Origin of the sequence: Nesterenkonia sp. HG001, from assembly GCF_034438835.1 — a bacterium.
In the GTDB taxonomy this organism is placed as follows: domain Bacteria; phylum Actinomycetota; class Actinomycetes; order Actinomycetales; family Micrococcaceae; genus Nesterenkonia; species Nesterenkonia xinjiangensis.
Window position 1 is genome coordinate 14,081 of the sequence record NZ_JAOSZD010000005.1, and the last position, 13,092, is coordinate 27,172.

Consider the following 13,092-nt stretch of genomic DNA (forward strand, 5'->3'; position numbering starts at 1 on the left):
CTCAGCTGTCGACGTCCTCGTCCACCCAGTCGAAGGACCTGGTGACGGCCTTCTTCCACAGCCGCAGCGCCTGCTCCCGGTCCGCCTGGTCCATGTTCGGCGTCCAGCGCTTGTCCTCGGCCCAGTTCGCGGTGACCTCTTCGGTGCCCTTCCAGAAGCCCACCGCCAGGCCGGCCGCATAGGCCGCACCCAGGGCTGTGGTCTCGATGACCTGCGGACGGACCACGTCCACCCCGAGAATGTCGGCCTGGAACTGCATGAGGGTCTCGTTGACCACCATGCCGCCGTCGACCTTGAGCTCCGTCAGCGCACGTCCGGCGTCCTCGTCCATGGACTCCACGACCTCGGCGCTCTGGTACGCCACAGACTCCAGAGCCGCCCGGCAGAGGTGGTTCTGGTTGACGTAGCGCGTCAGTCCGACGATCACACCGCGGGCGTCGGACTTCCAATAGGGTGCGAAGAGCCCGGAGAAGGCTGGCACGATGTAGGCGCCGCCGTTGTCCTCGACCTTCTTGGCCTTCTCCTCGGACTCCGGCGCCGAGCTGATGATGCCCAGGTTGTCGCGGAGCCACTGGACCAGCGAGCCGGTCACCGCCACCGCACCCTCGAGCGCGTAGACGGTCTTCTCCTCCCCGAGCTTGTAGGCCACAGTGGTCAGCAGCCCATTGTCGGAGCGGACCGCCTCGGTGCCGGTGTTCATCAACATGAAGTTTCCGGTGCCATAGGTGTTCTTGCCCATGCCGGGCTCGAAGCAGGCCTGCCCGAAGGTCGCCGCCTGCTGGTCGCCGAGGATTCCGGTGATCGGGGTGTCGATCAGCAGACCCTGCTTGTGGCCATGGCCGTACACCTCGGAGGAGGACCGGATCTCCGGCAGCATGGACATCGGGATGCCCATGTCCGCGCAGATCTCCTCGTTCCAGTCCAAGGTGTCGATGTTCATCAGCAGGGTGCGCGAGGCGTTGGTGACATCCGTGATGTGAGTCCCCCCGTTGGGGCCCCCGGTCATGTTCCACACCAGCCAGGAGTCCATGGTGCCGAACATCAGATCCCCGGCCTCGGCCCGCTCCCGGGCACCCTCGACGTTGTCGAGGATCCAGCGGATCTTCGGCCCGGCGAAGTAGGTGGCCAGCGGCAGTCCGACCCGCTCCTTGTAGCGCTCCGGCCCGGCGTCCCCTGCCAGCTCGTCACAGATCTTCTGCGTGCGGGTGTCCTGCCAGACGATGGCGTTGTAGACCGGCTCACCGGTGCGGCGGTCCCAAACCGCCGTGGTCTCACGCTGATTGGTGATGCCCACGGCGGCGAGGCTGTGGCGGTTGATGTTGGCATCCGCCAGGGCGAGTCCGACGACCTCGCGGGTGTTGCGCCAGATCTCCAGCGGGTCATGCTCGACCCAGCCGGCCCGCGGCAGGATCTGCTCGTGCTCCTTCTGGCCGCTGCCGACGATCTGTCCGCCGTGGTCGAAGACCACCGCGCGCGTCGACGTCGTGCCCTGGTCGATCGAGAGGACGTAGTCATTCATGGGGCTTGTTCCTTCCCAATGGTGTGCCGTGCTGGTTCGGACCCGCTCCGACGGCCGGTCAGCCGACCGGAACGGGGTGCTGCTGCTGTCTCGAGGGTACGCCTCAGCGGATTCTCAGGCTCCGAGCAGGGGCAGCACCTGGACGGTGGAGCCGGCCAGGATGGCGCCGAGGATCGGCCCCACGATCGGGACCCATGAGTAGGCCCAGTCGCTGGAGCCCTTATTGCCGATCGGCAGCAGCGCGTGCGCGATGCGCGGGCCGAGGTCACGAGCGGGGTTGATGGCGTAGCCGGTGGGCCCACCGAGTGAGGCACCGATGCCGACGACGACCAGGGCCACCGCCAGAGGTCCGAGCTCGGCAGGTGTCTCACCGAACATCAGCACCAGCAGGACCAGCACGTAGGTGCCGATGACCTCGGTGACCACGTTCCACCCGTAGGCGCGCTTCTCCGGGCCGGTGGAGAACACCCCGAGGATCTTACCGGGGTCGGTCTCATCGTCGAAGTGCTTCTTGTAGGCGAGCCAGGCGCCGACGGCCCCCAGGAAGGCGCCGATCATCTGCGCGGAGAAGTAGGCCAGCATGTTCTGCAGGTTCGCCGCGATGCCCGGAGCGAACTCCTCGGCCCCTGAGGTCATCAGACCCACGGTGACGGCCGGGTTGATGTGCGCACCGGAGCCGTAGGCCACGTAGACACCGGCGAAGACGCCGAGCCCCCAGCCGAAGTTGATCAGCAGCCAGCCGCCGCCCATGCCCTTGGTGCCGACGAGGATCGCGTTGGCGACCACCCCGGCACCCAGCAGGATGAGCATGGCCGTCCCCATGATCTCAAACAGGAAGATTGTTCCCATGGTTTCCTCTCAGAAGATATTCGTCTTTGAATACGATGCGAATGATGTACCCGTCAAGCTTTCTCGACCCCTATCAGCCTCTCGTTCAGTGTCGCCCATCACACTGCCCAGCGGATACACGAATGCCCGCCCCCGGCGGGGCCACAGAGCTGCGGTGGTGCTGCCGCCGCCGGGAGCTCCCGGCGACGGCAGCACCTCGGACTAGCCAGGCAGGTATTCGGGCGTCGCCGCGGAGACCAGTCCGGCCGCCTCGGCGTCGCTGCTGGAGCGCTCGGCGGCCAGATGCGCCTCCACCACTCCGGTGAAGGCCGACTTCTCCCGGGAGACGGTCTCCTCGTCCCAGGCCAGGATCGGGGCGACCAGTTCGACGACGGTCTCCATGGCCCGGAGACCACGGTCCGGCACCTCGTGGAAGACCCGTGTGCGACGCTCCAGGAGATCCTCCACGTGCAGGGCACCCTCGGCGCGGGCGGCGTAGACGAACTCCACGCGGAGGTGGCCCCCGCTGTCCGGGACCTCCTTGCCGAGATCGGCGTCCTGGTCCACCAAGGCGAGCAGCTCGGCCAGCAGGGAGCCATAGCGGTTCAGCAGGCGGTCCACGGTCTCGTCGGACCAGCCGTAGTCGCGGGCGATCTCGGGGGCACGGGACTCCCATTCGCTGTAGCCCTGCGCGCCCAGCAGCGGCATCGCATGAGTGAGGCTCTCGCGGTGGACCTGGCGGTCTCCGAGCGCGAAGGAGATGATGTCCTCGGCCATCACCCGATAGGTGGTGAGCTTGCCCCCGGCCACTGCGGAGAGTCCCGGAGAGAGCTGCATGACGGTGTGCTCGCGGGAGACCTTGGAGCTCTTGGACTCGTCAGTCTCCATCGGCTGCAGCAGCGGCCGCAGGCCCGCCCAGCTGCCGATGACGTCCTCCCGGCTGAGATCCGCCTCCAGCACGGCGTTGGCGTGCTCGAGCACGTAGTCGATGTCCTCCGAGGTCGGTGCAGGCGTGTCGACGTCCTCGTGCCAGGCGGTGTCGGTGGTGCCGATGGACCAGTAGTTCCCCATGGGAATGATGAACAGGACCGACTTCTCGGTCTGCGTGATCACTCCGACGTGGTCGTCCGCGGCGATCCGGTCCTTGGGCACAGTGATGTGGATGCCCTTGGAGGCGAGCACCTTCAGCCCAGACGGCACGTCGGCGGTCTCCTGCTGACGTCCGGTCCAGACGCCGGCTGCCAGGATCGTCTCCCGGGCGTGGATCTCCAGGCGTCGCCCGGTCTCCTTGTCCCGCACGGCCACTCCCCGGACCGGGGCGTGCTCGGCGGCGGCCTGATCGGCGTCGTCGACGTCGGGAGCCTCCGCACGCAGATACTCGATCACCTCGGTACGGGTGGCGATCTGGGCGCCGAGGCTGTGGGCGCTCCGAGCCAGAGTCATCACCAGGCGAGCATCGTCGACCTGGGCGTCGTAGTACTCCAGCGCGCCGATGAACTTCTCGTGGTCCAGGCCGGCGAAGCGCTGGCGCAGGCGGGTGCGGGAGAGATGGCGGTGGAACGGCACCGGACGCTTCTCCCCCGGCCGCATGGACATCGCATCATAGAGCGAGACGCCGGAGCCGATGAAGGCGCGGTCGACCACCCGCTTCTCGAAGGGAAAGACGAACGGCAGGGCACGGACCAGGTGCGGCGCGGTGTGCTTCAGCAACAGGTCGCGCTCGCGCAGGGCCTCGGCGACGAGCTTGAAGTCCAGCATCTGCAGATAGCGCAGACCACCGTGGACGAGCTTCGAGGAACGGGAGGATGTGCCCTGGGCCAGATCCTGCGACTCCACCAGGCCCACACGCAGGCCTCGGGTGGCGGCGTCGAAGGCCGCGGCTGCGCCGACGACACCTCCGCCGACGATCAGGATGTCCAGAGGGTCCTCGGGACTGGTCCCTGCCATGGCGTCCAGCGCCTCACGGCGGGTCTCTGCGCTGAGCGGCTCTGCTCTCACCGGCGATCTCCTTGTCACATGGACGGCGATGTGGGGTCCATCTCACCGGGTGTGGTGCATCTTCTCAAGGAATCTGCACATACGTGCAGAAATAGGGGATACTGCGCCCTATGAAGACCACGTATCGGGAGAAGGCCGAGTACCACGCTGCACGGATGTACTACGGGGAACATCGCACGATGCAGGCGGTGGCCGCAGAGCTCGGCGTCTCCCGATCGACAGTCTCCCGGCTTCTCCAGCAGGCACGGCGCGAGGGCATCGTGCGGATCTCCCTGCACCCTCCCGTGGACCGTCCCAGCGCCCTGGAGCACCGGATCGGGGAGCTCTACGGGGTGCGTGCCCATGTGGCCGTCTCCGAACGCGGCGACGCACCCTCGCGCCGCAGCGACAGCGTGGCGGTGCTCGCCGCCGGCCTGGTCGACCGGCTGGTGCGTCCCGACTCCGTGGTCGGCGTCGCCTGGGGCCAGACCATGACCTCAGTGGTGGCCCGGCTGAACAGACGGGAGGTTCCGGACCTGCACGTCGTCCAGCTCAACGGAGCCGTCAACTCCGAGCCGGAGGGCATCGGCGCGCCCCTGGGCACCGGGATCGGAGTGGTCGAGCGGTTCGCCGCGGCCTATGGCGCGCGCGCCCATGTCTTCGCCGTGCCCGCATTCTTCGACTATGAGGAGACCAAGCAGGCGCTGTGGCGCGAACGCTCCACGCGACGGATCCTGGACATGCACCGCCGCGCCGCGCTGGCGGTCTTCGGCGTCGGCACCTTCGCCGAGGGTCTGCCCTCCCAGGTGTACTCCGGCGGGTACCTCAGCCGCGACGACCTCAACGCGCTCTCCTCAGAGCAGGTGGTCGGCGATGTCTGCACCGTCTTCCTCCGAGCGGACGGCAGCTGGGAGGACATCGCGCTCAACCGCCGCGGCTCCGGTCCGGTGCCCTCGGAGCTGGTCCGCGTCCCGCGGCGGATCTGCGTGGTCAACGGGCCGCACAAGGTTCCCGCACTGCGAGGAGCCCTCGCCGCCGGGCTCGTCACCGACCTGGTGCTCGACCAGGTCTCCGCTGACAGGCTGGCCTACGGGCACTCGCGCGATCAGCCTGCCGGAGGGGCCTGAACGGGGCCTGCACGCCACAGGTCTCCGCCGCGGTCCATCGCGGCGCGGAAGGTATCGATTCGGCCACAACCGTCGAGGGACTTCACAGGTTCTGCTCCTAGGGTCGAGAATCGAAGGGGTCGAGGTGCACCGACTCGACCTCCCCGGCGAGCAGTTCTGCCCCGGGATGGAATACGAAGGAGTGACCATGTCCGCTGGCCAGTCCACTGAGGCCGACAGCCGTCTCCTGTCGACTGATGGGCGAAGCCCCTCCCCCCGGCAGCAGCCCCGCCCCACCGGCTCCGCCCTCGCCCGGAGCGAGGAGCATGAGGACGACACCTATCAGCAGCTGCTGAAGCAGCTCCACACCAACGCCGGCAAGAACGGCACCACCGGGGTGGTGCCGCGGATGATCGACATCCGCCGACAGCTCACCGAGTTCCAGCTGCACTACAAGTTCGGCATGGACGAGGTGCTCACCAAGATCAACGTGCTGCGTGAGGAGTTCGAGCACACCCGCGACTACTCCCCCATCGAGCACGTGAACTTCCGGCTGAAGTCCCTGGATCGGATCCTGGACAAGGTGCAGCGCTACGGCTGCGAGCCGACGTTGGAGGGCATCCGTGGGTCGATCCGAGACATCGCGGGCATCCGCATCACCACCTCCTTCGTCTCCGACGCCTACTGGGTGGCGGAGATGCTGTGCAGTCAGCCGGACCTGCGGGTCGTGGAGGTCAAGGACTACATCCGTAGTCCCAAGCCCAATGGCTACCAAAGTCTGCACGTGATCGTGCAGGTGCCGGTGTTCCTCTCGAATCGCACCGAGTTCGTCTACGTCGAGGTGCAGATCCGCACCGTCGCCATGGACTTTTGGGCCTCCCTGGAGCACAAGATCTACTACACCTACTCCGGCGAGGTCCCGGACGACATTCACGAGGAGCTGCGTGACGCCGCGGAGAAGGCTGCCGCGTTGGATCGCCAGATGGCTGAGATCAGGGACCGCGTGACTCAGCTCAAGGAGCAGGCCCCCACCTCTGGCCAGGGCGCCACCGGCCCCACCCCAGCCGCTGCCGACCGGCCCCGCACCGGGCCGTGGTTCCCGGATGAGGAGCTCTCGGAGGACGAGTTCTCCGGCGAGCAGGCCACCACAGCCGCCTGGAAGTGGGAGGACATCGCCCAGCAGGCCTCCTCTCAGCAGAACTGAGCTCAGAAGCGGCGTTCCCACAGCTGCGCGAAGTGCTGGATGGGTCCGTGGCCGCGGCCGACGTCGAGCCGCTCGGTGTCTCGCAGGGCCGCCGTCATCCATTCCTTGACCACCGGCACCGCCGTCTCCCAGTCCAGTCCACGTGCCCGCAGTGCGGCCAGCGCTGAGGACACCGAGCAGCCGGTGCCGTGGGTGTTGGTGGTGCGGATGCGCTCCGAGACGTGCCGCCCCTCAGGCGTGCGGGTGCCGTCGGCCTCGGCCGGGTGGACCAGGATGTCCTCGACCTCGTCGTCGTCGAAGTGACCACCCTTGGCGAGCACGACGACGTCATGGGCGTCCGCCACCGTGCGGGCCTGGCGGATCAGCGACTCGCCGTCCTCGGCGGGTGGTCCTCCGGCCAGCAGCGCCAGCTCCGGGATGTTCGGGGTGATGAGGTCCGCCCGGTGCAGAAACCCGATGAGCGCCTGCTCGGCGTCGGGTTGGAGCAGCCGGTCCCCCGAGGTTGCGACCATCACCGGATCCACCACCAACCAGGGCCGGCCCGGCAGGGCGTCCCACCAGGTGGAGACCGTCTCGATGACGTCCACCGTTCCGAGCATGCCCACCTTGACCGCGTCCAGAGCGACGTCGTCGCTGACCGCCTCCAGCTGCGCCTGCAGGAAGGAGATCGGGGGCAGATGGATCTCCCGGACACCCTGGGTGTTCTGCGCGACCAGCGCAGTCACCACCGCCATCCCGTAGCCGCCGTGGGCGGCGAAGCTCTTCAGGTCCGCGTGGATCCCGGCTCCCCCGGTGGGGTCGGTCCCGGCGATGGAGAGAATGTTGGGAATCTCCCGTGGGGCGCCCGGAGCTGGGCGAGCAGAGGAGGGTGACTTCATCGGGGCATCCCTTCGCGAGCATGATCAGGATCAGGTTCAACGGGTGTGCTCTCAGCCTGAGCCGCTGGGCAGAGTCGCTCCGCAGGCTCAGGCACCCCGTGCCGCTGATCGAGTCTAGTCGACGAGGGCGTGCGGGACCTCACACGGTCTGCCCGACGACGGCACGTCCCGGACGGTGCTCAGAGCACGATCCAGCCCAGGAGGCCTGCACCGATGACCACCGCCCAGGCGGGCACCTTCCAGCTGTTCAGCGCGACGAAGGACGCCACGGCCACGGCCAGTGCCACCAGGCCGACGTCGAGCACTCCGGCGGTGAACACCGGGTCATAGAGCGCGGCCGCGAGGATTCCGACCACCCCGGCGTTGACACCCGTCAATGCCCGCCGTGCCAGCGGCGCACCGCGCAGCGCCTCCCAGAACGGCAGGGCTCCGATGACCAGCAGCGCCGCAGGCAGGAAGATCGCCCCCACGGCGATCAGCGCCCCGGCGGCACCTCCGGGCCCCTCGGTCGTCGAGGCGCCCAGGTAGCCGGCGAAGGTGAAGAGCGGGCCGGGGACCGCCTGGGCGGCGCCGTAGCCGGCCAGGAAGACCTCCGAGTCGACCAGCCCGGGCCCGACCATCTCCGCCTCCAGCAGCGGGAGGACCACGTGCCCGCCGCCGAAGACCAGAGAGCCTGCGCGATAGAAGAGGTCCACCAGCTGGGCCGCCCCGTGCCAAGCGGCCGATCCGGCGGAGGCGACCAGCAGCGGCAGCCCCACCAGCAGGGCACCGAAGAGGATCAGCGCACCGGCGGCGACCTTCTTGGAGACCTTGACGGTGAAGGTGTCCTCGTCCCGGGGCTGGGGAGTCTCGGGACGCAGCCACAGCAGGCCGACCAGTCCGGCGACGGCGATCGCCCCCACCTGCACGAAAGGCTGCGGGACGAGCACCACAGTGATCATGGCCCCGGCGGCGATGCTCGCCCGGGGCGCATCCGGGGTGAGCGTCTTCGCCATGCCGAGCACCGCATGGGCGACGACGCCGACGGCGGCGGCCTTGAGCCCGTGGATCCAGCCCGCATCAGAGAGGTCCCCGAGCGTGGCGACACCATAGGCGAAGGCCACCAGGAGCAGCACCGAGGGCAGAGTGAAGGCGAACCATGCCGCGCACATGCCTCCCCAGCCGGCTCGCTGCAGGCCCAGGGCCATCCCGACCTGGCTGGAGGCCGGCCCCGGCAGGAACTGGCACAGAGCGACGAGATCCGCATAGGCCTTCTCGCTCAGCCACCGGCGCCGCTCCACGAAGGCCTCACGGAAATAGGCCAGGTGGGCGACCGGACCGCCGAACGAGGTCAGTCCGAGACGGAGGAAGATGAGGAAGACCTCGGCGACGCTGCCGTCATGGCCTCGAGCGGGGACTGAGGGGTGGTGTACGTGGCTCACAGGACTCCAGACTGTCGAAGTCAGGTTAACGGATGGCGAACGTCACCGCCTCGTCCCGTTCTGCCGCCTGCGAGCGACGGGTGGACCCGCAGGCCGGCTACGGGGAGGTCAGTAGACTCTGGAGGCATGACCGAGCTGTCCCAGGCCACTGCCCTGCAGACCACCCGCATCATGGATCACCACCTCCATGGGGCGGTGGAGCTTGTCCCCGGGAGGCACGGGCTCCTGCCCCAGCGTCTGCCTGCCCACGCGCGCGCGCCCAGCTCCATGATCCGGGCACGGCAGCCGCGGCGGCGGCGCCGGCCGGTGTGCGGCTGCGAGTGCGGACCAGCGCCCGACGTCTGTCGATGCAGGTGCTGCCGACCGATCTGGGAGCCCGTCAGGACCCTGCGCGCCCCGCGCCGGTGCATGATGTGCTGGTCGACGGCGTCCTGACCTCACGAGCGGTGGCGCACCCCTGCGACATGCCGGACGCACCATGGACAGTGGAGCTCTCCGATGCGGCGCCGACAGGGCTGCTGCCTGCCGGAGAGAAGCTCGTGGAGATCTGGATGCCGTATGAGGAGCCCGCCGAGCTGGTGTCCCTGCAGAGCGACGAGCCTGTGTTCCCGGTGCCGCCGGCCGGACCGCGCTGGGTGCACCACGGCAGCTCCATCAGTCACGGCTCCGATGCGGAAGGCCCTTCCCAGACATGGACCGCCGTGGCGGCGCTGCTCTCTGGCCACGACGTGGTGAACCTGGGCTTCGGCGGCAATGCGATGCTCGACCAGTTCACCGCCCGCACCATCCGTGACCTGCCGGCCGAGGTGATCACCCTCAAGCTGGGGATCAACGTGGTCAACGGGGACGTCTTCCGGCTGCGCAGCTTCTCTCCGGCGGTCCACGGCTTCCTGGACACGATCCGCGACGGCCATCCGCACACGCCGGTGCACGTGATCACGCCCCTGTGGTGCGGCATCCAGGAGCTCACCCCCGGGCCGGTCGTCGCGACGCACCACACGGATGACGACGGCGGCGTGCGTCGGGTCTTCCACGCCACCGGGGATCCGGCACACGTCTCTAAGGGGCGGCTCGACCTGACGGTGGTGCGAGCCGAGCTGACGCGCATCGTGACAGAGCGAGCCTCGACCGACCCCGACCTTCACCTGGTGGACGGCCTGGAGCTCTATGGTCCTGACGACGCACAGACCCGTCCTCTGCCGGATGGCCTGCACCCCGACACTGCGACGCACCGCTTCATCGGGGAACGTTTCGCTCGCGCAGTGCTGGCGAGCCCTTCGGGACGATGAACGACGGCGGGCCGTCCCGACACTGCGTCAGCGTCGCGGACGGCCCGCCGAGACGCTGGTGCGGATGTCCCGTCTTAGGCACCTAGCTGGCCCTCACCTCGGGCGGAGCCTTCAGAGCACCTCTGCGTTGTGGGTATCGCTCAGCCGCCGATCATCCCGGCGACCTGGACCTCCACGCTGCTCGCCTCGCCGGGAACACCGTTCTCATCGAACCCGGTCACGGTGAGCGTGTAGAAGCCGGGCTCAAGGCCGATGGTGTCGTATGCGATCGCCCGGTTGCTCTCGTGCGTGAGGCCACCGTCGACGGTCTCTTCCTCACTGGCCAGTGACCATCGGTAGGTCTCAGCGCCCTCCACCGGTTCCCAGGTCACGATCGCCAGGTGGTTGAGACGGTTGATCTCGAGAACCGGGGCGTTCGGCTGCTCCTCGGTCTCCGTGAGCACAGGCTCGGCGCTCGGGGCGGGGGCCTCTGGCTCAGCGGGGTGGTGACCGCCGCCGGCAGCGGAGGCGGCCCCTGCTGTCCCGATGGTCAGTGCTGCGGCTGCTGCGGTGGCATAGAAAGTCCGTGTCATCATTGTCTCTCGGCACCCCTTCTGCGGTGTAATCACTCTTTCGTGTTCTCAGTGAGCGCCGCCGCATCGCAGCACGTCAAATGCCTGCGGTCCACGATTCCCGACGGACTCTGCACCCCACACTAGGGAAGATCACTCGCCTTGTTAAGACATGACGGTCGATTTCGTCGTCACGATGATGACGCCGGTGAAGAGTGAGTTCGGGCAGGAGACCTTGCCGCCTTCACGCGTGCTCAGGCTCGGCCTCCGAAGGGTGATGGTCTCCGACCGACCGTCGCGAACTCCCCTATATCTGCAGCAGCTCGGCGATCAGCGGCAATGTCACTACGCTGAGAACAGTCGTAGCTACCAACACTGAGGCAGCAAGCCGACCGTCCCCGTCGTACTGCTCGGAGAAGATGAAAACCGGCTGTGCTGGATCGCTGGAATCTTGGGCCTTTCGCCCGAGTTTCCGGCTCTCTAGCGAGATTACCGTGTTCCGTTGCGTACCCGTGGAGAGACACGTGCAACTGCATAAGTCGGTCGTAAATCAGTCACAGAACCGGTCGCTTTACTCCTGTGTTCCGTTGCGTGGTGCGCCGGACAGTTTGAGAGCATGGCACGAAGATTCACGATGAACGATCTGTCCCGACTCATGGACTCCGAGGAGGGCGCTGAGTACTGGGGAATCACCGAAGGGACTCGGCGCAAGTGGCGCAGTGCGGGCACGAGCAGCCAGGGATGTGTACGGGTGAGAACCCCTCATGGAACCCCAGAGCGTGCCGAGGCACTCAGGGTGCCATCGGGGACGCCAGACTCGAGCCTCGTCACGTGATGAGAGCACGCGTGGCATGTGTCGGCTCGTGGGAGTTGCCGCGATGGTGAAGACGGGCGCTAGGGCGGCCACTCCGTCGATTATTTGACGTAGTTCGCCTATGTCTGCCAGGAGTCCGAGATGGGCCGAGCCCAGAAGGAACCCGAGGTAGGCGACAGTGGTGATGATCGATGTGGCTCGTCCTGGTCGTGCGGGCTCCATCAGACGCAGGTTTCGCCTGAGCAGGATAGGGAACAAGACCACCTATCCCGCTGCGTGGAATGGCCAGTCGAGGGAGCCCATAGCCGCGGTGGGCGCAGCGGCGAGGATGACGCAGCCGGCAGTGGCCATGGTCAGCGCGTGCTTCTGGCACCTTTTCCAGTCGGCCCCGCCGTCGAGGTGACCTTCACCGCCAACCTCTCCGAGCAGTTCTACCAAGCAGGCGTCTTCGTCAGGATCGACACAGAACGTTGGGGCAAGCCCGGGCTCGAACGTTCGGATGGACGTCTCCAGCTCGGCGCGGTAGTAACACACGGCCATTCGGACTGATCTGTGGCACCCGTCGATGACTGGGCCGGTCATCGTGTCACCATACGAGTCACTCATACACGCGATGCTCTGAACCTCCGTGCTGGCTGGGCCGGAGGAGACCAGCAGTTTGTCCGTGTCACGCCGTTCGACAAAAGTTCACCCCCGGGTGGAGCGGGTCGCTATAGTCCGTATGCAAGGTCAACGGCAGCGGTCGATGCAGCTGGGTCAAAAGTTCGCCAGCAGTTCTTCCATGTGATCGATCTCGGCCTGCTGGTCGGCGATGATGCTCTCAGAAAGTTCCAAGGCTTCGGAGTTCTCCCCCTCCTGGAGGTGCTGTTCTGCAGAGGAGACGGCACCTGCGTGATGGACGATCATCTGTTCCAAGAACATCCGGGAGGCTTCAGTGCCGGTAGATTCCTCGAGGTCGGCGAGCTCTTCTTCACTCATCATGCCCTCGTGCTCCATCTGACCGTCACCCATGTCTCCGTGATCCATGTCCTCCATGTCTCGGCGGTCACTCGCACCCCAGGAGTCCAACCAGGATTCCATCTGCTGGATCTCCGGGCCTTGGGCTTCACGGATGTCCCCCGCGAGGACAGCAACCTCGGGTTCGACCTCGTCTTTCTCAAGCACCGTCCCTGACATCTCGAACGCTTGCTGGTGGTGGGCGATCATCCCAGAGATGTACTCGACGTCTGCGTCGTTGTATTCCGCTGAGACCTCTTCCCCAGCCTCCGCCTGCTCGGGCGAAGTCTCACTGGTCGGCTCCTCGGGGCTGCTACAACCTGTCAAGGCGGCGGTCAGGGCGAACGCGCCGATCAATGATGCCGATGTCAAGGTCTTCATAGGTTCCTCCCGTGTCGAGATCTCAGATCAACCACATACAAGTCAACCGCACCAGCTGGCCCGATCTCGATCGACGAGGGGGATCTTGAATAAACCTTCACCGAACGTAGACACGTTCTTGATGGAAC

The 13,092-nt window shown here is 67.0% G+C and carries 11 protein-coding genes and 1 riboswitch; of the genes, 4 read left to right on the forward strand and 7 right to left on the reverse strand.

What is annotated here, in order from left to right:
• Position 1 precedes the first annotated feature (1 nt).
• The 3 genes from glpK to ODE13_RS09605 all read right to left on the reverse strand — a co-directional run bounded on the left by glpK (position 2) and on the right by ODE13_RS09605 (position 4,294).
• A complete protein-coding gene (gene glpK, locus ODE13_RS09595; protein ID WP_322479076.1) occupies positions 2 to 1,519 on the reverse strand; it encodes a glycerol kinase GlpK in 1,518 nt (505 codons plus the stop codon).
• Between the two features lie 114 nt (positions 1,520 to 1,633).
• Entirely contained in the window at positions 1,634 to 2,368 is a 735-nt protein-coding gene (locus ODE13_RS09600; protein ID WP_179542717.1) for an MIP/aquaporin family protein, read from the reverse strand.
• Between the two features lie 201 nt (positions 2,369 to 2,569).
• The gene (locus ODE13_RS09605; protein WP_322479326.1) at positions 2,570 to 4,294 is read right to left on the reverse strand and encodes a glycerol-3-phosphate dehydrogenase/oxidase; all 1,725 of its coding nucleotides are present in this window, start codon (positions 4,292 to 4,294) and stop codon (positions 2,570 to 2,572) included.
• Between the two features lie 161 nt (positions 4,295 to 4,455).
• Between ODE13_RS09605 and ODE13_RS09610 the strand changes: the two genes are divergently transcribed.
• Positions 4,456 to 5,451, forward strand: coding sequence for a sugar-binding transcriptional regulator (locus ODE13_RS09610; RefSeq protein ID WP_322479077.1), 996 nt, complete (start codon positions 4,456 to 4,458; stop codon positions 5,449 to 5,451).
• A 187-nt stretch (positions 5,452 to 5,638) separates the two neighbouring features.
• A complete protein-coding gene (locus tag ODE13_RS09615; protein ID WP_322479078.1) occupies positions 5,639 to 6,634 on the forward strand; it encodes a GTP pyrophosphokinase family protein in 996 nt (331 codons plus the stop codon).
• Between the two features lie 2 nt (positions 6,635 to 6,636).
• Here the strand turns inward: ODE13_RS09615 and thiD are convergent, their stop codons facing one another.
• On the reverse strand, positions 6,637 to 7,512 hold the full coding sequence (gene thiD / locus ODE13_RS09620; protein ID WP_322479079.1) for a bifunctional hydroxymethylpyrimidine kinase/phosphomethylpyrimidine kinase: 876 nt from the start codon (positions 7,510 to 7,512) through the stop codon (positions 6,637 to 6,639).
• A riboswitch (TPP riboswitch) is annotated at positions 7,503 to 7,621 on the reverse strand. It overlaps the preceding gene by 10 nt.
• A 70-nt stretch (positions 7,622 to 7,691) precedes the next feature.
• Positions 7,692 to 8,933 carry a chromate efflux transporter gene (gene chrA, locus ODE13_RS09625; RefSeq protein ID WP_322479080.1) on the reverse strand — a complete coding sequence of 414 codons (1,242 nt, stop codon included), beginning with the start codon at positions 8,931 to 8,933 and terminating at the stop codon, positions 7,692 to 7,694.
• Positions 8,934 to 9,280: 347 nt separating this feature from the next.
• Between chrA and ODE13_RS09630 the strand changes: the two genes are divergently transcribed.
• Positions 9,281 to 10,222 (forward strand): GDSL-type esterase/lipase family protein, encoded by a 942-nt coding sequence (locus tag ODE13_RS09630; RefSeq protein ID WP_322479081.1) that lies wholly within the window; start codon positions 9,281 to 9,283, stop codon positions 10,220 to 10,222.
• Between the two features lie 140 nt (positions 10,223 to 10,362).
• Here the strand turns inward: ODE13_RS09630 and ODE13_RS09635 are convergent, their stop codons facing one another.
• Complete coding sequence (locus ODE13_RS09635) at positions 10,363 to 10,797, reverse strand: hypothetical protein (protein WP_322479082.1); 435 nt, start codon at positions 10,795 to 10,797, stop codon at positions 10,363 to 10,365.
• 1,150 nt (positions 10,798 to 11,947) lie between these two features.
• Between ODE13_RS09635 and ODE13_RS09640 the strand changes: the two genes are divergently transcribed.
• Positions 11,948 to 12,136 carry a DUF1349 domain-containing protein gene (locus ODE13_RS09640; protein ID WP_322479083.1) on the forward strand — a complete coding sequence of 63 codons (189 nt, stop codon included), beginning with the start codon at positions 11,948 to 11,950 and terminating at the stop codon, positions 12,134 to 12,136.
• 207 nt (positions 12,137 to 12,343) lie between these two features.
• On the opposite strand, the gene ODE13_RS09645 is transcribed toward ODE13_RS09640, so the two are convergent.
• The gene (locus tag ODE13_RS09645; RefSeq protein WP_322479084.1) at positions 12,344 to 12,964 is read right to left on the reverse strand and encodes a DUF305 domain-containing protein; all 621 of its coding nucleotides are present in this window, start codon (positions 12,962 to 12,964) and stop codon (positions 12,344 to 12,346) included.
• Positions 12,965 to 13,092: the final 128 nt, after the last annotated feature.